Genomic DNA, 18,864 nt, shown 5'->3' with positions numbered 1-18,864 from the left:
GCAGGGGCTCCCGCGCCGCGGGGGCCTCTGCGCCGTTCCGGTGTGCCGGTCGGTCAGCGCGTCGGCCAGGTGCGCCAGCTCTGCCAGGAGCGGCTCGGGGTCGGGCCGCGCTGGCCCTGGTAGCGCGAGCCGTACACCGCCGAGCCGTACGGGTGCTCGGCCGGCGAGGAGAGCCGGAAGATGCAGAGCTGGCCGATCTTCATGCCCGGCCAGAGCGTGATCGGCAGGTTCGCCACGTTGGACAGCTCCAGCGTGACGTGACCGGAGAAGCCCGGGTCGATGAAGCCGGCGGTCGAGTGGGTGAGCAGGCCGAGCCGGCCCAGCGAGCTCTTGCCCTCCAGGCGCCCGGCGAGCTGGTCGCCCAGCGAGATCACCTCCAGCGTGGAGGCGAGCACGAACTCCCCCGGGTGCAGCACGAACGGCTGGCCCTCGGGGACCTCCACCATCGAGGTGAGATCGTCCTGCTGCACGGACGGGTCGATGTGCGTGTAGAGATGGTTGTTGAAGACCCGGAACAACCGGTCCAGACGCACGTCGATGCTGGACGGCTGCACCAGCGTGGGCTCGAAGGGCTCCAGCGCGAGCGTGCCCGCCTTGATCTCGGAGACCAGGTCGCGGTCGGAGAGCAGCATCGGAACACCATAGCGACCGGTACGGGTGACCTGCGTGTCGGACTACATCTTCGTACACCTGTTCGATAGAATGTCCGCATGGCTTCCTGGTCCGAATTCGCCGCCGACGAGCCCCGACTCGCCGACGAGATCCGCCTCCTGTTGCAGCAGTACGGGCCGGGTTTCGGCTACCTCGCCACGGTCCGCGCCGACGGCGGCCCGCGCGTGCACCCGGTCTCCCCGGTCATCACCGACGACGGGCTCTGGTGCTTCGTCATCGACTCGCCCAAGCGTCGCGACCTCGAACGCGACGGCCGCTACGCGCTGCACTCCTTCCCGCCGGAGGAGAGCGACGACGAGGCTTACGTGGCCGGCCGGGCCATCCCGGTGACCGACCCGGCGACCGTCGCCCGGGTGGCCCGCATCGGCCGGGCCGCACCGCAGGGCGACTGGCGGCTGTTCGAGTTCACCGTCGACGCGGCGATGCTGACCCGGCGCGACCAGGTGGCCAGCCCCGGCACCGGCCGGCCCGAGGTGCGCGTCTGGCTCGACCCGGGGGCCAACGCCCCGACCCGGCGTGACCCGCTCGCCCCGGAAGGCCGGCGTGGCCGGCACGGCTTCGACACCCGCCGCTCGGCGGCCTGACCCCGTACCCGATGGGTTCCCGCCCGAACAGAGCCGGCGCCGGCCCCGTCCGAGGACGGCCCCGGCGCCGGCCCGTGGCGCGCGGCTGTCAGGCCGCGCGGTAGGCGTTCCAGGCGGTCAGCATGCGGCTCGCCTGACCAGCGGTGAACTGGTACATGCAAGAGTCGTAGGTGTAGTCCATGAAGTTGGTGATCGGGTCCTTGCCGGTGCCGGTGCAGGTGTCGCGACCGGTCGGGCACTCGTAGGCCGGCGAGGCCTCGGCCGGGGTGTCGGAGACGCTGTCACCCGAGCCGGAGCACCCACCCTGGAAGGTGTGGTAGAGGTTCAGCCAGTGGCCGATCTCGTGGGTGCCGGTGTCGCCCTGGTTGTAGTTGGTCGCGGTGCCACCCGGCAGCGACTCGCTCAGCGCGACCACGCCGTCCATGCTGTTGAGCTTGCGCTGCGGGAAGGTGGCCCAGCCGAGCAGGTCGTCGCTCAACTCGCCCAGGTAGATGTTGAGCGTGTTCTTGCCGCCCTCGCGCAGCGAGGTCTTCATCGAGCGCTCGGCGGAGGAGCCCTCGACGATCGGGTACCAGGCGGCGTTGGTGACGTGGTGCACCTTGGTCAGCTGGAAGCTGAAGGCCGTGGCGGCGCCACCGGTGCCACCGCTGTACGCCGTGTTCAGCACGGCGATCTGCTGGGTCACCATCGAGTCCGGGATGTTTCCGCCGGCCCGGGTGCTGTCCCGCTGGATGACGTGGACGACGACGGGGATCGTCACCGTGGCCAGCGGGGTGGCCCCGGCGCCGGCGCGGAAGTTCGCCCGCTCACGCAGCGCCGCGGTGAGATCGGCGTCGCGTTCGCGGACCTGCTTGGCGGTCAGCGCGTTCGGGTCCAGCTTGGCGTGTCCGCCCTTCTTGACCCGGGCGTCGGAGTGGACGTCGGCCGGCTCGGAGCAGGAGCCGGACGGGGCGGCCGAGAAGGCCGAAGCTGCGGGGAGGACGCCTACCGCGGCGGTGCTGAGCAGCAGCGCGAGGGTCGTCGACGCGACGCCGGCGGTGCGCCGGGTCAGCAGGTTGGGACGAAGTCCCATGGGCCCACCTCTTTCTGCGGGCGCGACAGGGGGTATGTCACGCCCGGTCGGAGAACGTGGAGGAGACGTTACATCCGATCGAAGGATTTGAGAACGACCATATGTTGCCGTGGGGAAACTTCTTGCTGGTAGTCCCGGGGCGTCGCGTTCGGTCGATGCGTGGCCGGCCACGGGGGTACCTGGGTGCACGGAGGTGGTGACCTCCTGTACAGTGGTCCCGCCTGCGGGTGTAGTTCAATGGCAGAACATCAGCTTCCCAAGCTGACAGTGCGGGTTCGATTCCCGTCACCCGCTCCACGCGACAGGCCCTGGCCAGGACACGAGTCCGAGCCGGGGCCTTCGACGTTCCCAGGCCGTGGCCCGTGCGATCGCGGTCGGACTCGTGGGTCGTCACGGCGACGCAATCCGGTTGCTGCTCGGGCAGGCCCGCCGGACGATGCGGGCATGACCATCACCCAGCTCGATCCGGTCGACTCCGTGGCGATGGGCCGGTGGTACGACCTGATGGTCGCGGTCACCCGCCACGACCTGCCCGACTTCCCCACACCCAGCCGACGGGATCACACGGCCCGGTTCGAGCACCCGTGGCCCACCTTGACCGAGGAGGCACTGCTGGCCTGGGATGGGGACCGGGTGGTCGGCGCGGCGTCGTACCTGCTGCCCCAGGCCGCGAACCTGGGCATCGTCTGCCTGGAGCTGATCGTGCACCCGCAGCACCGGCGCCGCGGCATCGGCACCAGGCTGCTGGAGGAGGTCTACGCGGCCGCCCGACGGCACTGCCGGAACCTGATCGAGATCGAGACGGTGCGGGCGCTGCCCGGCGGTGTTGCCCGCGACGAAGCCGGCTACCGCTACCTCACCAACCGCGCTCACCGGCCCGGCGTGACCAGCGTCAGATCCCGGTGCCGGATCGCCGACCATCCGGGGGCCGCCGAGACGACGCTCGCCGAGGCGTGGACCCACGCGGACGGGTACTCGCTGGTGCAGTGGCGCGACGTGGTACCCGAAGAGATCATCAAGGATGTCGCCGCGCTGCAGAGCCGGCTCATGCTCGACGCTCCCACCGGTGACCTGGCGGTCGAGCAGGAGCGGTACGACGCCGACCGGGTGCGCGGCCAGGAGGCGACCGAACTGGGTCGCGGCCACCGCGCCTACTCGACGGCGGCCCGGCACGATGCGACCGGCCAGATCATCGCCCGCACCAAACTGTCGTTCGAGGCGGACGACGACACTCATGCGCGGCAGCGGGTCACGATCGTGGAGCCGGCCCACCGAGGTCGGCGTCTCGGCCTGATCGTGAAGTCGGCCAACCATGCGTACGCACGGGCCCACGAGCCGGCGCTGCGCGTCATCGACGCGTGGAACGCCGAGGAAAACACGCACATGCGGGCGGTCAACGCCGTACTCGGCTTCCAGCCGGTGGACCGCTGGTCGGTCTTTCAACTGTCGGTGCCCGCCACGTAGGCACAACGCGGCAACCTGCCCGCCTGCAGTTTCCGAGCCGGCCGGGCGGGTTCGATTTTCGTCACCGCCACACAACGAGAATGGCCTTCATGAGCTACCACATACGTCGCATCGCCGCCGGCGAATGGCGGCAGTTGAGGGCCATCCGACTGGAGGCGCTCCAGGACTCACCGACGGCGTTCAGCACGCCACTGGCCGAGGCGACCGCCTTGTGCGACAGCGTCTGGCAGCGGGACGCGGCCCGCGAGGCCGACTCCGCCTCGTCAGCGACATTCGTCGCCACCGGCGAGGCAGGCGATTGGGTCGGGACCGCTGCCGTCGCGCCGCTCGCCGAGGTTTCCGACCACGCACACGTCTACGCGGTCTACGTCACCCCGGCGCACCGCGGCCCGGCAGGACCCGCCGCTGCCCTGATGACGGCGGCGATCCGCTTCGCCCGCGACCACATCGACGCGGCGTGGCTGACCCTGGGCGTCCACGAGGACAACCCGCGGGCCCGCGCGTTCTACCGCAAGCTCGGGTTCGCCGAGACCGGCAAGGCGATACCCTTCGCCCTCAACCCGTCCCAGACGGTGCACATCATGGGCTACCAGGGCTTCCGCAGCGCGCGGCGATGACGGAGCCCCATCACCCGCAGCGGTTCCCGCCCTGCGCAGGGAATCCGCGGGCCGGCGCAGGTGCGGCTGCGCTTCCGCCTCCGAGCGGGGAGAGCAGCGTGGCAAGTGGGACCTGTCCTCTCGGCCATGGGAACTGTCAAGCCGGGGCACCTCTCGCTCCTGGCGATCTGTTGGCTGGCGCCCACGGTCGTCGCGATCGTCGGCGGGGTGTGGGCGGTTCGCCGGTCCCGCAACCGTCGCTGACCGAAGGCTCAGACCCGCTGCCCTCGCCCGCCTTCCATCCGCGTTCCTGGCGTCGGAGACGACCGGATGGCGGAATGCCGCCGGTGGTCTGTCGACGCGATGATGAGCCGCATGGGGTTTGGTTTCAAGACCACGTGGCTCGCCGTGCGGGAGCGAAGCCCGGAGGAGGTCGCCGACGTGCTGCGGTTGGCCGACCGTGAGCGTCTCTCCTGGGACGAGGGCGTCGACCGCGCGTACGTCTCCGGCGTGTTCGTGGCCGGTCCCGTGGACGGGTGGACCCTGGCGCACGGCCGGCGCGATCTCGCGACGTTCGACTACAGCGCCACCGATCCGCGGTTCCCGGAATGGTTCGCAGCCCTGAGCGCGCGCCTGGGTGAGGTCCAGTTCTTCGTCAACGAGCGGGGATGGTCCTCCCACGGATGGGTGCGGGCGGTCGACGGGGTCGTCGTGCGGGCGTTCGCCACCTTCGACGGCGACGTCCCGCTGTTCATCGGTGACGTCACGCCGGCCGAGCGCGAGGTCGGCAAAGGCCTCCGGGGCTGGGGCGACAACTGGCGGAACTGGCAGGAGGAAGACTGGGACGCCTGGTACGAGTCGGCGCCGCACGAACACGACGTGCTCAAGCTGGCGGCCCTGTGGAGCCTCAACCCGATGCTGGTCGACAGCGCACAGGTCGGCGACGGGGGGATCTACGGGATGCCGGTGCGCGCGGCCTGACCTGTGCGGCCTCAGGTGAGGTCGAGGACGTGCCGGAGGGAGGGCTCGCCGTGGAGCAGGACCTCCCCGACCGGCACGAACCCGGTCCGCCGGAGCACCGCCAGGGAGGCCGGGTTCGCCAGCGCGGCCGAGGCGACCATCTGGCGCAGCCCGTACTCGTCGCGGGCCAGCGCGCAGACCCGGCGGACACCTTCCTGGGCCAGGCCGCGTCCGCTGGCCCGCTCGGCCACCCGGTAGCCCAGCTCGGCGCTGCCGTCGGCGACGTCGACCAGGTTGAACCGGCCCAGCACCGTCCCGTCGTCGCCGTCGACGAGGACGTGGAAGTGGCACTCCCCGGCGTCCTGCTCGGTCAGCAGGCCCGCGAGCCGATCGGCGAACTCGGCGAAGTAGTCGTCGCCGCGGTCCGTCACGAACCGGGCGAAGTACGCCCGGTTCTCCTGCTCGAAGCGGAGCAGGGCCGGAGCGTGGCGGACGGCGAGCCGTTCGAGTGCGGGCATCAGGCGACGCTAGCAACCCGCAGGTCGGCCAGCAGATCCTCCACGGCGGCGAACTCGTCCGGCCGCAGCGGGCCTTGGGCGAGCGCGGCGGCGTTCTGCTCGACCTGGGCGACGGTGCGGCAGCCGGGGATCGGGACGGTCGCCCCGCTGCGGGCCCAGAGCCAGGCCAGCGCGCCCTGCGTCGGCGTACGGCCGCCGGTGGCGAACACCTCCCGCAGGGCCTCCACCCGGGCCAGCCACTCGGGCGCCCCGGCGCCGTCGCGGAAGTACGTCATCCAGTCGTAGCTCTGCGAGCGCACGTCGTCCCGGGGCACCGTGCGGCCGTCGGCGTACTTGCCGCTGAGCAGGCCCATGGCGAGCGGTCCCCGGTTGATGCTGGCCAGCCCGGCCCGTTCACACAGCTCGATCATCGCGGGCCGGTCGGCCAGCACCGACATGTCGTGCTGCACGGCAGTGCAGTGCGGGCCCGCGTCGGCGAAGGCCGCGGCGCGCTCCGGGTCGTCGGTGCTCCAGCCGTACGCCCGGATCTTGCCGGCGGTGACCAGGTCCTCCAGCGGGGCGACGAGGTCCAGGGCCTCCGCGACCGGCAGGTCGCCGAGATGGAGCTGGTAGAGGTCGACGTGGTCGGTCCCCAGCCGCCGCAGTGAGCCGTCCAGGCACCTGCGCAGGTACGCGACGCTGCTGTCCGTGCCGAGCGCCTCCCGGGTCCGCTCGTCGAAGGTGAACCCCCACTTCGTGGCGATCGCCACCCGGTCCCGGTCGCCGCCGAGCGCCCTGCCGAGCACCACCTCGCTGTGCCCGGCGCCGTAGCTGCTCGCCGTGTCGAAGAAGGTGACGCCGAGTTCGAGGGCCCGGCGGACGGCCCGGGTCGACTCGTCGTCGTCGACCCGGCCCCAGCCGTACTGGTTGGCGCCACCGGCGTACGGGCCGCCGATCGCCCAGCAGCCCATGCCCAGCGCGCTGACCTCGATGCCGCTCCGCCCCAACGTGCGCTTCATGATCCGCTCCCCGGTCCGCGTCGTGGTCCTGCCGGTTGCCACTCTGCGGCTTCGAGCGAACTGGAAGTCAAGACCCCGGGTACCAGCGCAGCTCGACGGTGTTGCCGTCCGGGTCGCGGACGTAGATCGAGGTGGCCGTGCCCCGCGCGCCGAAGCGCGGCACCGGCCCGGTCAGCACCGTGAACACCCCGGAGTCGACCACCTCGGCCCAGTCGAGCGGCTCGACCACCAGGCAGAAGTGGTCCACGTTCGACCCGTCCGGTTCGCCACGGACCAGGTCGATGATGGTGTCGGCGTTGACGCGTACCGACGGGAAGGGCACCTCACCGGCCCGCCACCGGTCGACCCGCACCGGCGCCAGGCCGAGGGTGCCGCAGTAGAACTCCAGGGACCGTTCGACGTCGGTGACGGCGAGGACCAGGTGGTCGAAGCCCGTCACCCGCACGGCGCTCACCGGGTCTCCAGCGCGTACGCGGCGCGCAGCCAGCCGGTGAACAGCTCCGGGTCGATCTCGTCGACGCCGTGCAGCTTGACCGAGGACATCCGGCGCGCGCCGGAAACGAGCCGGCCGGAGTCGTCGGCGACGTCCTGCCCCCGCCACAGCCCGAAGGTGACGTACGCCGGGTACGCCTTGACCAGGCAGAGCGGGGTCTTCCCCGGCCGGTCGCCGAGCCCCCAGACCGGCTGGCCGTGCCACATCGCCCCGGTGGCCTCCGGCAGCGCGGCCTCGACGACGGAACGCAGCTTCTCGCCGGTCCCGCGCCTCGGCGCGTCGAGGCCGGTCAGATAGGTGGTGACGGGGTCCATCGGTGGTCCTCCTGAGTGCGTCGGGAACACCGTCAACCCTCGTCGGCGGCGCCGTCCGGACCAAGACGCGATCGGACTACGATCGTTGACCAGGATTCAACGGTGGGGGTCGGCGGTGCTGGAGCGGTACGAGGTCGAGACGTTCCTGACCCTCGCCCAGGAGCTGCACTTCGGGCGGACCGCCGAGCGGCTGCGGGTGACCACCGGGCGGATCAGCCACGTGGTGCGGAAGCTGGAACGCCGGATCGGAGCGCCGCTCTTCGAGCGGACCAGCCGGGTGGTCCGGCTCACCCCGATCGGCGCCCGCCTCGCCGACGACCTGCGACCGCTCGTCGCCGGCATGGCGGACGCGGTCCAGCGCGCCGTCGACGCCGGGCGCGGGCTCACCGGCGAACTGCGGGTGGCGTACGTCGGTGAGTCGACCGCCCCGGTGCTGCTCCGGGCGGTCACCCTGTTCACCGAGCGCCACCCGGACTGTGTGGTGCACGTCCACGAGGCCCCGCTCGCGACCACCCGGTCGAGCCTGCGGGACGGCACGATCGACGTGCTGATCGCCGCGTACCCCTTCGACGGCATGGCGAACGGCCCGGCGCTGCTGCACGAGGCCCGGGTGCTCGCGGTGGCCGCGGATCATCCGCTGGCCGGCGCGGAGTCGGTGTCGCTGGAGGCGCTGGCCGACCATCCGGTGGTGCAGTACCCGGCGGTGACCTCGGCCGCCTTCAAGCGGGACCGCACGCCGGACTGGACCCCGTCGGGCCGGCCGGTGCCGCGGGGCCCGGCCGGCAACACCTTCTCCGAGATGCTGGCCCTGGTCGCGATGGGGCGCGGGGTGTTGCCGGTGGGCGAGCAGACCCGGCACTACCACGCCCGGCCGGACCTGGCCTACGTGCCGATCCACGACGCGCCGCCGATCCGGCGCGGTCCGGTGTGGCTGGCCAGCAACACCACCACCCGGGTACGCGAGTTCGTCCGCGCGGCGGTCGACGCCAACCCCGCCCCCGCGGCCTGAGACTGTCGGACCCGGCTGGCAGCATGGCGGCGTGCGGGACGAGATCCGGGCGCTGGTCGAGGCGCTCACGCCGGGTGACGAGCAGGAGGCGCGGCACCGCGCCACGACGCTGGCCTGGCTGGCCGCGACGGAGGACATCTTCCGTCGGGTGAAGCCGCGCACCCCGTCGCCGCACCTGGTGGCCTATTTCCTGCTCCGCGACGAGACGGACGGCGCGGTGCTGCTGGTCGACCACCGCAACGCCGGGATGTGGCTGCCCAGCGGCGGTCACGTCGAGCCGGGCGAGCACCCCGCGCAGACCGTGCGCCGGGAGATGCTGGAGGAGCTGGGCGTGCCGGCCGTCTTCGCGCCGGCCCTCGGCGAGCGCCCGGCCTTCCTCACGGTGACGGAGACCGTGGGCCCGCCGGAGGAGCGGCACACCGACGTCACCCTCTGGTACGTGCTGGCCGGCAGCCGCGACCAGAAGCTGATCCCCGACCCGGCGGAGTTCCGGGGCGTCCGCTGGTGGATGCCGCGCGAGGTGGCCGAGGCCGCGCCCGGGACGGTCGAGCCGCACCTGCGCCGGATGCTGGCGAAGCTCTAGCCGAGGCCCACGGTCAGCGGGCGCGGGTGCCGGCGCGGCGTCAGCGCGGTGAGCAGCAGGACCAGCGCGCTGGCCAGGCCGAGCAGGAAGAACAGCGAGAGGGTCGGCTGACCCAGCCACTCCCAGAGCGGGTGCCAGTTCGGGTGCGGCTCGTCGAGGTGGTGCCGGGCCAGCGACGACGTGGCGAGCAGCACGGGCACCCACCAGAGGAACAGGGTGATGCCCAGCAGCAGGGGCGCCCGCCGGCGGCCCTCGGTGCGCCGGCTCGCCCAGCCGAAGACCAGCCAGGCCAGCGCGCCACCGAGCAGCCCGGCCAGCACGGCGACGGGCAGCACGGCCGGCGGCGCGGCCCGCTGCAGCGCCACGGAGAGGTACGAGCCGAAGGACCGGGGATCGTCGAAGGTGGCCCGCAGCACGGTGTCGCCCCGGCGGGCCACCAGGACGGTCTCGACCGGCTGGCTCGCCGGGTCGCAGCGCGGGTCGGCGCAGGTCAGAAGCACCTCGGAGGTCGGCTCGTACACCCGCCAGCCGGCGTCCCGGAGGCGCCGCTGCGCCGTCGCCAGCGTCTGCGCCTCCGGCGTCGGCATCGGGCCGGTCGCCGAGCCGCCGGCCGACCCCTCCTGGTATTCGCCACCGTCGCCGAGCAGCAGGTTGCGCAGGGACGCCCGGGACAGCGGCTGGCCGTAGATGACGAACAGCGCGGGGGCGGTCGACACGTCCTCGCCGAGCCGGTGGCCGGGGAACGCCTCGGCGAAGACCGCCGTGAACTCGGCCCGGTCGGGTTGCGGCCGGGAGGTCTCCCAGGCGGCCCGGGCGGCCAGCGCGCCGGTGAACAGCCCGCAGATCAGCGCCGTGAGGACCGCCCAGACGCCGACCGTGCGGCTGGCCGGCCGGCCCAGGCGGCAGCGCAGGCCGGCCCGGACCAGGTCGGCGGCCTCGCGGAGGGTGGGCCGGGTCCGCCCGGCGGGCCCGCCGTCGAGCAGCAGGCCGAGGATCTCCTCGCCGCGCTCGCGGCGGTAGGCGCGCGGATAGGCGAGCAGCAGGCGCCGGTAGCGGCGGGCGAGGGGGTCCCCCGTCGGTGGCATGGCCGTCCCCTTCAGGTCGTTCGGGTGGTGGGCCGGTGGCGGCCCGGGACGCGGGTCAGGCGGTGCGGGGGCGCAGGGCGCGCAGCCGGCTCTCGGCGGCCGTGGTGAGCCGGCGCAGCCGGACGGTCTCGGCTTGCCGTGCGTCGAGGCCGTTGGAGGTGAGCAACATATGTAAGTGATCGATACATCGTCAACGCCTTGACCCTGCCCCTGCGGCAAGGCCCAGCTTGGTCCGTGCCGGTCGCCGCGACCGGCACGAGGAGACGCGACCGGGGCGGGAGGATGGGCCTGTGGAGCTGCTGACCATCGGAGCGTTCGCCCGCGCGGCGCGCCTGACGCCGAAGGCGCTGCGGCTCTACGACGAGCTGGGGCTGCTGCCACCCGCCGCCGTCGACCCGCACTCGGGCTACCGGTACTACGCGCCGGGACAGCTCGACCGGGCCCGGCTGATCGCCGCGCTGCGCCGGGCCGGCATGCCGCTGGCCGAGATCCGGGCCGTCTGCGGCCTGCCGCCGGACGCCGCCGCCGAGGCGGTCGACGCCTGGTGGCGGCGGGTCAGCGCCGACACGGCCGCCCGCGGCCGCGCCGTCGCGCTCCTCGTCGACCAGCTCACCGAGAGGGGCACCACCATGTCCGACACCACCTTCCGGTACGCCGTCCGCTGCGAGACGGGCGCCGTCCGGGAATCCAACGAGGACACCGCGTACGCCAGTGGGACGCTGCTCGCCGTGGCGGACGGTATGCGGGGCCCGGGCGGGGCATCCGCCAGCACCGCGGCCGTGGACGCCCTGCGGCCGCTGGAGTCGGCCGACGCGCCGGCCACCGAACTACTCGCCGCGCTGGCCGACGCGGTGGGGGCCGCCGACCGGGCGGTACGCGCCCACGCGACCGCCGCGCACCAGCCGGTCACCACGCTCACCGCCGTCCTGCGGCGCGGCAGCCGGCTGGCCCTGGTGCACGTCGGGGACACCCGGGCGTACCTGCTGCGTGGCGGCGAGCTGTCCCGGCTCACCCAGGACCACACCTACGTCCAGTCGCTGGTCGACCAGGGGAAGCTCAGCCCGGCCGAGGCCGGGGCGCATCCGCAGCGGGCCCTGCTGGCCCGGGCGCTCGGGGCCGGCGAGGTCGAGGCGGACCTCGCACTGCGGACCGCCCTGGCCGGCGACCGCTACCTGCTCTGCTCCGACGGGCTCGCGGCGGTGGTCGACCCCGAGGCGTTGCACGCCGTGCTCGCCGGGGCCGACGACCCGGAGACCGCCGTCGGGCGCCTGGTCGACCTCGCGTACGCGGCGGGCGCCCCCGACAACATCGCCTGCGTGGTCGCCGACCTGGTGGAGGGGTAGTCCCCCGGCCCGGGTCGGCCTGTCCGACCCGGGTCGTACCCTGGCGATCATGCGAATTGGCATCGTGATCCTGCCCGACCAGCGCTGGTCGGACTCCCGGCGGCGCTGGCGGCAGGCGGACGAGTGGGGCTTCGACCACGCCTGGACCTACGACCACCTGGGGTGGCGCGACCTGGTCGACGGCCCCTGGTTCGACTCGATGACCACGCTGACCGCCGCCGCGACGGTGACCTCCCGGATCCGTCTCGGCACCCTGGTCGCCTCGCCGAACTTCCGGCATCCGGCGGCGTTCGCGCGGCAGGTGACCGCGCTGGACGACGTCTCCGGGGGGCGGGTGCTGCTCGGCCTCGGTGCGGGCGGCATCGGCTTCGACTCGGCGGTCCTCGGCGGGGAGACCCTGCCGCCCCGCCAGCGGGTCGACCGGTTCGCCGAGTTCACCGAGCTGCTCGACCTGATCCTGCGGGAGGACGGCACGACCTGGCGCGGCGAGTGGTTCGCCGCGGTCGACGCGCGGAACAACCCCGGGTGCGTGCAGCAGCCCCGGGTGCCGTTCGTGGTCGCCGCGAACGGGCCCCGCTCGATGCGGCTGGTCGCCCGCTTCGGGCAGGGCTGGGTGACCACCGGTCTCGGCGGTGACGACCTGGAGAGCTGGTGGTCGAGCGTGGCGGAGCTGTCCGCCCGGCTGGACGGCACGCTGGAGCAGGCGGGACGCGACCCGGCCACCCTGGACCGCTACCTGTCGCTGGACTCGGCGCCGGTCTTCTCGCTGCGCGACGCGGACTTCTTCGCCGAGCAGGTCGCCCGTGCCGCCCGGCTGGGCTTCACCGACGTGGTGACCCACTGGCCCCGGGCCAGCAGCTGGTACGCGGGCGACGAGGCCGTGCTGGTCCGGGCGGCGGAGCTGCTGCCGGAGCTGCGCCGGCTCTGACCGGTCAGGTGCCCAGGTCGCCGGTGCTGATGCCGCCGTCACCGGCGGAGACCAGCCGGAACCGGATGCAGACCACCTGCGAGTCGTCGTCGACGGGGAAGCCCACCCGGGCCCAGTAGCGGCGGTGGCCCTCGCGCCATTCCTCGATGGACCGGTCCCCCTCACCCTCCGAGCGGGCGAAATCCCAGGACACGTCGGCGAAACGGACCACCTCGACGCCGGTGACCTCGACCACGCCGATCAGCTTGTCGTCGTCGTCCACCAGGACGAGGCGTTCGCCGACGTGTTCCAGCTCCTCGTTCTCGGTGGCGTACTCGTCGGTCAGCAGTCCGGCCGTGGCGGTCTTCACGCCGGACAGCACGAGGGTGTTGAGGGTGGTGCGCAGCTCGCCCGGCGTGCCGAGGGCGAGGGTGCGGAGTCCACCGATGCGGGGCCACATCCTGCCGAGGCTAACCGCCGGCCGCCGGCCCGTCGCGGGAATTCGCCCGCCGCCCACGAGCCGAGGTCTGCGACGCCGTCGACGACGTCCTCAGATGAGCTGGCCGGCGTAGCCGGCGGCGGTGAGCACCCGGGCGTCGCCGGTCGCCGCGTGCGCCTCCAGCACCGCGTCGGCCAGCTTCACCACGTGCTCGTCGCCGTGCCGGGCCGCCCGGGCGAACACCTCCGCCGGCTCGCCGTCGGTCACGGCGGGTGCGGGGGCCGGCGTGGGTGGGGCGTACACCGAGGTCACGGCGGCCGTGGCCGACCAGGCCGCGGCGACGCTCGGTGCCCAGAGCCCCGGGTCCAGGGCCGGCAGGGTGCGCAGCACCGCGGTCGGTGCGGTCACCGCGTGCACCAGCATCACCGGGTTGCCGTGCCCGAACCGCAGGTAGTCCAGCGCGGTGCGGTGCACCAGGTCGGTGAGGGTCCGCTCGGCCGCGACCGGGTCGGCGGGCGGGTGCAGCGCGGCGACGGCGCCGGGCCATCCGGTTACGTCGGTCAGCCGGCCCAGCCGGTCCCGGATCCCGCCGGTCTGGGCCGGGATGCGGGGCACCGCGGCGAGCGCGGTCGGGACGTCGGACCGTCCGGTGAGCGGGCCGGCGCCGGGCACCGGCTGCCAGCGGGCCGCCCAGTAGCCGAGCGCCTGGCCCAGCTCGGCCAGCCGCTGCGGGTTCTCCCCGTCGGTACGCAGCACCCGCACCGCGTGCCCGACCCGGATCACCCCGTGGGTGGCCCCGGCCGCGATGCCCGGCAGCAGCCGCGGCCACCAGTCGCCGAGCACCTGGTGCCAGGGGCGCTCCCGCAGCTCCCGGTCGAAGTGGGCGAGCCAGTCGCCGGCCCGTTTCGGGTCGCCCAGCGCGGCCCGCCAGTCGTCGATCGGTCGCAACCCGCGGGGCAGCTCGTCCAGCCGGCGCAGGTAGTCGTCGAGCCAGCGGTGTACGCGCGTGCCGTGGCCGTGGCGGACCAGCGCCTCGACCGCCATCGGCCCGTGGTTGGAGAGCCAGCCCTCGAACTCCGGGCCGGTCCGGTGCAGCCGTTGGTACGCCTCGTCCAGGATGCCGTCGTCCATGCGTCGATCATCGGAGTTGAAGCGCCCTTGAGGTCAACCCTCACGGCAACTGGTCTCCGCTGAGCAGGGCGCGGACCCGGAGCCGCTCGGCGACCGGCGCCGGACAGGTCGCGACGAGCGCGGCCGTGCCGACGAACTCGGCCCCGCTGTCCCGGACCAGGTGGTGCAGCGCGTCGAGCTGCGCCCCGGTGGCCACCCAGTCGTCGGCCAGCAGCACCCGGTCGCCGGGGCCGAGGTGTCGGGCGTCCACCCCGATCCGGAGCTGCCGACCCCGGTAGTCGGCGGGCGTCCCGGCCCAGCGCATCGGTCCGACCCGCCGCCGCTCCCCGCCGTCCTTGTAGGCGGGCAGGAACCCGGCGCCGGCGGCCACCGCGACCAGCGGACCGAGCAGCAGCCCGGTCGCCTCCGGGGCGATCACGACCGTCGGCCGGGCGGCCGGGAAGAGGCCGGCCAGGGCGGGCCCGACCCCGGCCAGCACCTCGGGATCGCGCCACCAGGCGGAGAGGTCGCTGACGAGATGGCTGCTCCCCGGGCCGGGGTCGACCCAGCGGAACAGCTCGACCAGGCGTCGGCTCAGCACGCCTCCATCCTGGGGCACCGGCACCAGGCGAGGCCCCACCGGCCCCGGCCAGCACTCCTTCCTACGTTCGGTGGAGTGGTGCTAGCTTGATCGGCTACACGTACCAGGGTAAATGTGGGCATAGCACCATGATCACGTTGACTTCCGAAGTGCTTCTCTCGTTACGGTCCGAGCCGGTTTGTTCAGCAGACGAAAGGACCGGGCGGTGGCTGGTAGGCACCTTCGTACCCGCAAGTTCTCCTCGCCGGCCGGCATCGCCGCCACTGCGGCCGTCGGCGTCGTGCTCGCCATCGGCGGCACGGTCGGCGCCGTCCAGCTCACCTCGGCCGAGCCGGCCGCGACCCCGGCCGCGGTCGAGGCCCTGCCCAGCACGCTCGCCCCCAGCTCGGCGTCGCCGTCCGCCTCGCCGAGCGCCTCGCCGAGCCTCAGCCCTTCGCCGAAGGCCACCCCGAGCCCGACGGCGACCCGGACCCAGGCGGCCTCCCGGAGCAAGACCCGGACCGCGAGCCCGAAGCCGACCGCGAAGAAGACCACCACGGCCGCGAAGGTCGTGGACAGCGGCTCCTGCGGCGCGTCCTTCTACGACGAGGGGCAGATGACGGCGAACGGCGAGACGTTCAACCCGGACGCGCTGACCGCCGCGCACAAGACGCTGCCGTTCAACACGAAGGTACGGGTGACCAACCCGGCCAACGGCAAGTCCGTCGTGGTGCGGATCAACGACCGCGGTCCGTACATCGACGGCCGGTGCATCGACCTGTCCCGGGCCGCCTTCGCCGCGATCGCCTCGACCGACCTCGGCGAGCTGACCGTCAGGTACGAGGTCCTCGGCTGACCGGGTGACCGGCGGCGATCGGGTCGGCGACAGGATCCGGCCGGCCAGAACATCCTCGGACGACGGGTCAGGTTCATTCACCCGTTCACGTCCATCAGGCATGCTGTCCGGTGTACGCACGCAACCCTTCCAGTCGGGCCGCGGCCCACTGAGCCCCGGATCCCGCGCCGGCCTCGGCGCGGCCCTCGCGCTGCTCGCGATCGTCTCCGCCGTCGAGCTGGCCGACGGGCGTCCGGCGCACTACATCGCCCTGATGGTGGCCGCCCCGTTCCTCGCCGCCGCGCTCGCGTCCTGGCGGGTGGTGCTCGGGGTGGGCCTGCTCGCCACCGGGATCGGGGCCGCGTTCGCGCTGGCCGAGCAGACCATGTCACTGGTCACCGCGGTCAACGTGGCCGGCATCGCGCTGGCCACCGCGATCGCCGGCGCCGTGGCGGCGGTCCGCGAGCGGCAGTCCGAGCGGATCGCGGAGCTGTCCCGGCTCGCCTCGGTCGCCCAGCAGGCGGTGCTCCGGTCGCTCGGCCCGCAGGTCGGCACCCTGGCGGTAGCCGCCCGCTACATCTCCTCCACGGCGACCGCCGAGATCGGCGGCGACCTGTACGAGGCGATGGACACCCCGTACGGCGTCCGCATGATCATCGGTGACGTGCGCGGCAAGGGGCTGGACGCGGTCCGGCTGGCCAGCATCGTGCTGGGCTCCTACCGGCACGTGGCGTACGAGCGGGCGGACCTGCGCGCGGTGGTGACCGACCTGGACCGGGCGGTGGCCCGCAACGTGGGTGACGAGGACTTTGTCACCGCCGCGCTGGTCGAGGAGCGGGGCGGCACCCTCACCATCGTCAACTGTGGCCACCCGCCACCGCTGCTGCTGCGCCGGGGCGCGGTGATCCCGCTCGAACCGCCGGCGCCCGCACCGCCGCTCGGCTTCATGCCGGTGGTGCGGCCCCGGGTGGAGCGGCTGGAGCCGGGCGACCGGCTGCTGCTCTTCACCGACGGGCTGGGCGAGGCGCGCCGGGACGGGGAGTTCTTCCCGACGGCCGACCGGGCCTGGCGGCTGCTCGGCCACGGCACCGTGGCCGACGGTCTGGCCTCGCTGGAGACCGCCCTGGTCGAGTGGGTGCACGGCCGCCTCGACGACGACATCGCGCTGGTCCTGATGGAATACACCGGGCCGCGCAGCGCCGCCGCCACGCCCGTGCCGAGCTGGGAGGTCGGCGCGGCGGAGAGTTGAGCCGACGGCCACCGTCGGGTGAACCGGAAGTGTGTAATCGCTGTCACTTCCGAGATCGGCTTGTCGTTGGCTACCGGCGAGTAATACAGTCTGGAGTTACTGATCGGTAACACCTGTCCGGAAGCGGGGCCAGCGAGCATGACCCACTACAAGAGCAATCTTCGGGACCTCGAGTTCAACCTGTTCGAGGTCTTCGGGGCGGACCGGACGTTCGGCCAGGCGCCGTACACGGACCTGGATGTCGACACCGCCCGCAGCTTCCTCTCCGAGGTCGACCGCCTGGCCCGCGAGGATCTGGCCGCCAGCTACACGGACAGCGACCGCAACCCGCCGGTCTTCGACCCCGCGACGCACACCGCGCCGCTGCCGGAGTCGTTCAAGAAGTCCTACCAGACGTTCATGGACTCGGAGTTCTGGCGGCTGGACCTGCCGGAGGTCCTCGGCGGCACCAACGCCCCGCGCGCCCTCTGGTGGTCGCTCGCCGAGCTGGTGCTCGGCGCCAACGCCCCGATCTGGATGTACGCCTCCGGCCCGTCCTTCGCGCACGTGCTGCACGTCGAGGGCACCGAGCAGCAGAAGAAGTGGGCCCGGCTCTTCATCGAGAAGCAGTGGGGCTCGACCATGGTGCTGACCGAGCCGGACGCCGGCTCGGACGTGGGCGCCGGCCGCACCCGCGCCGTCCCGCAGCCGGACGGCTCCTGGCACATCGAGGGCGTCAAGCGCTTCATCACCTCGGGTGAGCACGACCTGACCGACAACATCGTCCACTACGTGCTGGCCCGCCCGGTCGGCGTCGAGGGCGTCGGCGGCCCGGGCACCAAGGGCCTGTCCCTCTTCGTCGTGCCGAAGTTCCACTTCGACGAGGAGACCGGCGAGCTGGGCGAGCGCAACGGCGTCTTCGCCACCAACGTCGAGCACAAGATGGGCCTGAAGGTCTCCAACACCTGCGAGGTGACCTTCGGCGAGCACGGCGTGCCGGCCAAGGGTTGGCTGCTCGGCGAGAAGCACGACGGCATCCGGCAGATGTTCATGATCATCGAGTACGCCCGGATGATGGTGGGCACCAAGGCGATCGCCACCCTCTCGACCGGCTACCTGAACGCCCTGGAGTACGCCAAGAACCGGGTGCAGGGCGCCGACCTGGTCCGGCAGACCGACAAGACCGCCCCGCGGGTGACCATCACCCACCACCCGGACGTGCGCCGCTCCCTGCTCATGCAGAAGTCGTACGCCGAGGGCCTGCGCGCGCTGGTCTGCTACACGGCCACCTGGCAGGACCGGGTCGCGGTCGCCGAGGCGGCCGGTGACGAGAAGGCCACCAAGCTGGCCAAGCGGGTCAACGACCTGCTCCTCCCGCTGGTCAAGGGCGTCGGCTCGGAGCGGGCGTACGAGCTGCTCGGCCACGAGGCGCTGCAGACCTTCGGCGGCTCCGGCTTCCTCCAGGACTACCCGCTGGAGCAGTACGTCCGGGACGCCAAGATCGACACCCTCTACGAGGGCACCACGGCGATCCAGAGCCTCGACCTGATCTTCCGGAAGATCGTCCGGGACAACGGCAAGGCGCTCATGGCCGTCGCCGGCGAGATCCAGGAGTTCATCGCCTCCGAGGCCGGCAACGGCCAGCTCAAGGAGGAGCGGCAGGCGCTGGGCAAGGCGCTCGGCGAGATCCAGAACATCCTCGGCGTGATGATGGGCTGGCTGACCGAGGCCCAGGGCGGCGACGCCCGCGCCCTCTACAAGGTCGGCCTGAGCAGCCGCCGGTTCCTGCTGGCGGTCGGCGACCTGGTGGTCGGCTGGCTGCTGCAGAAGCAGGCGGACGTGGCGTTGAAGGCGCTCGGCGGCGAGGTCTCCGCCACCGACAAGGCGTTCTACACCGGCAAGGTGGCGGCCGCCCGGTTCTTCGCCCGCGAGGTGCTGCCCCGCATCGGCGCCGACCGGCGGATCATCGAGGGCACCGACCTGGAGATCATGGACCTCCCGGAGGAGGCGTTCTGATCCCCGACGGGGTGATTCGACCCTGACGACCGACCGGCGGCCGGCGAGCGTACAGCTC

General features: G+C 73.0%; 21 protein-coding genes and 1 tRNA gene. 12 read left to right on the top strand and 10 right to left on the bottom strand.

Going from position 1 to position 18,864, the window contains the following annotated elements:
* Positions 1-53 precede the first annotated feature (53 nt).
* Entirely contained in the window at positions 54-632 is a 579-nt protein-coding gene (dcd, locus tag NFX44_RS19095) for a dCTP deaminase (RefSeq protein ID WP_073826900.1), read from the bottom strand.
* A 78-nt stretch (positions 633-710) separates the two neighbouring features.
* On the opposite strand from dcd, the gene NFX44_RS19090 reads away from it, so the two are divergent.
* Positions 711-1,256 carry a pyridoxamine 5'-phosphate oxidase family protein gene (locus tag NFX44_RS19090; protein ID WP_262284923.1) on the top strand — a complete coding sequence of 182 codons (546 nt, stop codon included), beginning with the start codon at positions 711-713 and terminating at the stop codon, positions 1,254-1,256.
* 88 nt (positions 1,257-1,344) lie between these two features.
* On the opposite strand, the gene NFX44_RS19085 is transcribed toward NFX44_RS19090, so the two are convergent.
* Positions 1,345-2,328, bottom strand: coding sequence for a zinc metalloprotease (locus tag NFX44_RS19085; RefSeq protein WP_262284922.1), 984 nt, complete (start codon positions 2,326-2,328; stop codon positions 1,345-1,347).
* 223 nt (positions 2,329-2,551) lie between these two features.
* Between NFX44_RS19085 and NFX44_RS19080 the strand changes: the two genes are divergently transcribed.
* From NFX44_RS19080 to NFX44_RS19065, 4 genes are all read left to right on the top strand, one after another.
* Positions 2,552-2,625 (top strand) — tRNA-Gly (locus tag NFX44_RS19080).
* A 147-nt stretch (positions 2,626-2,772) separates the two neighbouring features.
* Entirely contained in the window at positions 2,773-3,792 is a 1,020-nt protein-coding gene (locus NFX44_RS19075) for a GNAT family N-acetyltransferase (protein ID WP_262284921.1), read from the top strand.
* Positions 3,793-3,881: 89 nt separating this feature from the next.
* A complete protein-coding gene (locus NFX44_RS19070) occupies positions 3,882-4,409 on the top strand; it encodes an N-acetyltransferase (protein ID WP_262284920.1) in 528 nt (175 codons plus the stop codon).
* A 354-nt stretch (positions 4,410-4,763) separates the two neighbouring features.
* Positions 4,764-5,369 (top strand): hypothetical protein, encoded by a 606-nt coding sequence (locus NFX44_RS19065; protein ID WP_262284919.1) that lies wholly within the window; start codon positions 4,764-4,766, stop codon positions 5,367-5,369.
* Positions 5,370-5,380: 11 nt separating this feature from the next.
* On the opposite strand, the gene NFX44_RS19060 is transcribed toward NFX44_RS19065, so the two are convergent.
* The 4 genes from NFX44_RS19060 to NFX44_RS19045 form a co-directional block, all read right to left on the bottom strand.
* A complete protein-coding gene (locus NFX44_RS19060; protein ID WP_262284918.1) occupies positions 5,381-5,866 on the bottom strand; it encodes a GNAT family N-acetyltransferase in 486 nt (161 codons plus the stop codon).
* Positions 5,866-6,864: an aldo/keto reductase gene (locus NFX44_RS19055; RefSeq protein ID WP_262284917.1), complete on the bottom strand. Its 999-nt coding sequence runs from the start codon at positions 6,862-6,864 to the stop codon at positions 5,866-5,868. The genes NFX44_RS19060 and NFX44_RS19055 overlap by 1 nt, the downstream gene beginning before the upstream one ends.
* 67 nt (positions 6,865-6,931) lie before the next feature.
* Positions 6,932-7,318 carry a VOC family protein gene (locus NFX44_RS19050; protein ID WP_262284916.1) on the bottom strand — a complete coding sequence of 129 codons (387 nt, stop codon included), beginning with the start codon at positions 7,316-7,318 and terminating at the stop codon, positions 6,932-6,934.
* On the bottom strand, positions 7,315-7,671 hold the full coding sequence (locus tag NFX44_RS19045; protein WP_262284915.1) for a DUF1801 domain-containing protein: 357 nt from the start codon (positions 7,669-7,671) through the stop codon (positions 7,315-7,317). The genes NFX44_RS19050 and NFX44_RS19045 overlap by 4 nt, the downstream gene beginning before the upstream one ends.
* A 115-nt stretch (positions 7,672-7,786) precedes the next feature.
* Here NFX44_RS19045 and NFX44_RS19040 point away from each other — a divergent pair, with 115 nt between their 5' ends.
* Entirely contained in the window at positions 7,787-8,680 is an 894-nt protein-coding gene (locus tag NFX44_RS19040) for a LysR family transcriptional regulator (protein WP_262285160.1), read from the top strand.
* 31 nt (positions 8,681-8,711) lie between these two features.
* Positions 8,712-9,263 (top strand): NUDIX hydrolase, encoded by a 552-nt coding sequence (locus NFX44_RS19035; protein WP_262284914.1) that lies wholly within the window; start codon positions 8,712-8,714, stop codon positions 9,261-9,263.
* On the opposite strand, the gene NFX44_RS19030 is transcribed toward NFX44_RS19035, so the two are convergent.
* Positions 9,260-10,348, bottom strand: a complete 1,089-nt coding sequence (locus NFX44_RS19030; RefSeq protein ID WP_262284913.1) for a hypothetical protein — start codon at positions 10,346-10,348, stop codon at positions 9,260-9,262. The genes NFX44_RS19035 and NFX44_RS19030 overlap by 4 nt on opposite strands.
* A 290-nt stretch (positions 10,349-10,638) precedes the next feature.
* Between NFX44_RS19030 and NFX44_RS19025 the strand changes: the two genes are divergently transcribed.
* Both NFX44_RS19025 and NFX44_RS19020 read left to right on the top strand, forming a co-directional pair.
* Positions 10,639-11,691 (top strand): MerR family transcriptional regulator, encoded by a 1,053-nt coding sequence (locus NFX44_RS19025; protein ID WP_262284912.1) that lies wholly within the window; start codon positions 10,639-10,641, stop codon positions 11,689-11,691.
* A gap of 49 nt (positions 11,692-11,740) precedes the next feature.
* Positions 11,741-12,619 carry an LLM class flavin-dependent oxidoreductase gene (locus tag NFX44_RS19020; RefSeq protein WP_262284911.1) on the top strand — a complete coding sequence of 293 codons (879 nt, stop codon included), beginning with the start codon at positions 11,741-11,743 and terminating at the stop codon, positions 12,617-12,619.
* Positions 12,620-12,623: 4 nt separating this feature from the next.
* Here NFX44_RS19020 and NFX44_RS19015 read toward each other — a convergent pair whose 3' ends face one another.
* The 3 genes from NFX44_RS19015 to NFX44_RS19005 all read right to left on the bottom strand — a co-directional run bounded on the left by NFX44_RS19015 (position 12,624) and on the right by NFX44_RS19005 (position 14,748).
* Positions 12,624-13,058, bottom strand: coding sequence for an ASCH domain-containing protein (locus NFX44_RS19015; RefSeq protein ID WP_262284910.1), 435 nt, complete (start codon positions 13,056-13,058; stop codon positions 12,624-12,626).
* A gap of 90 nt (positions 13,059-13,148) precedes the next feature.
* Entirely contained in the window at positions 13,149-14,168 is a 1,020-nt protein-coding gene (locus NFX44_RS19010) for a questin oxidase family protein (RefSeq protein ID WP_262284909.1), read from the bottom strand.
* A 40-nt stretch (positions 14,169-14,208) separates the two neighbouring features.
* Positions 14,209-14,748 (bottom strand): phosphoribosyltransferase, encoded by a 540-nt coding sequence (locus tag NFX44_RS19005; RefSeq protein ID WP_262284908.1) that lies wholly within the window; start codon positions 14,746-14,748, stop codon positions 14,209-14,211.
* 205 nt (positions 14,749-14,953) lie between these two features.
* Here NFX44_RS19005 and NFX44_RS19000 point away from each other — a divergent pair, with 205 nt between their 5' ends.
* The 3 genes from NFX44_RS19000 (at position 14,954) to NFX44_RS18990 (ending at position 18,806) form a co-directional block, all read left to right on the top strand.
* The gene (locus NFX44_RS19000) at positions 14,954-15,583 is read left to right on the top strand and encodes a septal ring lytic transglycosylase RlpA family protein (protein ID WP_262284907.1); all 630 of its coding nucleotides are present in this window, start codon (positions 14,954-14,956) and stop codon (positions 15,581-15,583) included.
* Between the two features lie 100 nt (positions 15,584-15,683).
* Complete coding sequence (locus NFX44_RS18995) at positions 15,684-16,811, top strand: PP2C family protein-serine/threonine phosphatase (protein WP_262284906.1); 1,128 nt, start codon at positions 15,684-15,686, stop codon at positions 16,809-16,811.
* A 138-nt stretch (positions 16,812-16,949) separates the two neighbouring features.
* Positions 16,950-18,806: an acyl-CoA dehydrogenase gene (locus NFX44_RS18990; RefSeq protein WP_262284905.1), complete on the top strand. Its 1,857-nt coding sequence runs from the start codon at positions 16,950-16,952 to the stop codon at positions 18,804-18,806.
* The last annotated feature ends 58 nt before the right edge of the window (positions 18,807-18,864 follow it).

It is taken from the genome of Micromonospora sp. MA102 (assembly GCF_025460765.1).
Classification (GTDB): domain Bacteria; phylum Actinomycetota; class Actinomycetes; order Mycobacteriales; family Micromonosporaceae; genus Micromonospora; species Micromonospora halotolerans.
The sequence above is the reverse complement of the archived record's forward strand: the minus strand, read 5'-3'. Positions and strand labels throughout refer to the sequence as shown.

What these genes read in the sequence shown, in the direction of transcription:
- NFX44_RS19010 (WP_262284909.1), bottom strand. Translation starts at nt 14,168, where the DNA reads ATGGACGACGGCATCCTGGACGAGGCGTACCAACGGCTGCACCGGACC.
- NFX44_RS19090 (WP_262284923.1), top strand. Translation starts at nt 711, where the DNA reads ATGGCTTCCTGGTCCGAATTCGCCGCCGACGAGCCCCGACTCGCCGAC.
- NFX44_RS19075 (WP_262284921.1), top strand. Translation starts at nt 2,773, where the DNA reads ATGACCATCACCCAGCTCGATCCGGTCGACTCCGTGGCGATGGGCCGG.
- NFX44_RS18995 (WP_262284906.1), top strand. Translation starts at nt 15,684, where the DNA reads ATGCTGTCCGGTGTACGCACGCAACCCTTCCAGTCGGGCCGCGGCCCA.
- NFX44_RS19030 (WP_262284913.1), bottom strand. Translation starts at nt 10,348, where the DNA reads ATGCCACCGACGGGGGACCCCCTCGCCCGCCGCTACCGGCGCCTGCTG.
- NFX44_RS19045 (WP_262284915.1), bottom strand. Translation starts at nt 7,671, where the DNA reads ATGGACCCCGTCACCACCTATCTGACCGGCCTCGACGCGCCGAGGCGC.
- NFX44_RS18990 (WP_262284905.1), top strand. Translation starts at nt 16,950, where the DNA reads ATGACCCACTACAAGAGCAATCTTCGGGACCTCGAGTTCAACCTGTTC.
- NFX44_RS19020 (WP_262284911.1), top strand. Translation starts at nt 11,741, where the DNA reads ATGCGAATTGGCATCGTGATCCTGCCCGACCAGCGCTGGTCGGACTCC.
- NFX44_RS19060 (WP_262284918.1), bottom strand. Translation starts at nt 5,866, where the DNA reads ATGCCCGCACTCGAACGGCTCGCCGTCCGCCACGCTCCGGCCCTGCTC.
- NFX44_RS19070 (WP_262284920.1), top strand. Translation starts at nt 3,882, where the DNA reads ATGAGCTACCACATACGTCGCATCGCCGCCGGCGAATGGCGGCAGTTG.
- dcd (WP_073826900.1), bottom strand. Translation starts at nt 632, where the DNA reads ATGCTGCTCTCCGACCGCGACCTGGTCTCCGAGATCAAGGCGGGCACG.
- NFX44_RS19055 (WP_262284917.1), bottom strand. Translation starts at nt 6,864, where the DNA reads ATGAAGCGCACGTTGGGGCGGAGCGGCATCGAGGTCAGCGCGCTGGGC.
- NFX44_RS19015 (WP_262284910.1), bottom strand. Translation starts at nt 13,058, where the DNA reads ATGTGGCCCCGCATCGGTGGACTCCGCACCCTCGCCCTCGGCACGCCG.
- NFX44_RS19085 (WP_262284922.1), bottom strand. Translation starts at nt 2,328, where the DNA reads ATGGGACTTCGTCCCAACCTGCTGACCCGGCGCACCGCCGGCGTCGCG.
- NFX44_RS19065 (WP_262284919.1), top strand. Translation starts at nt 4,764, where the DNA reads ATGGGGTTTGGTTTCAAGACCACGTGGCTCGCCGTGCGGGAGCGAAGC.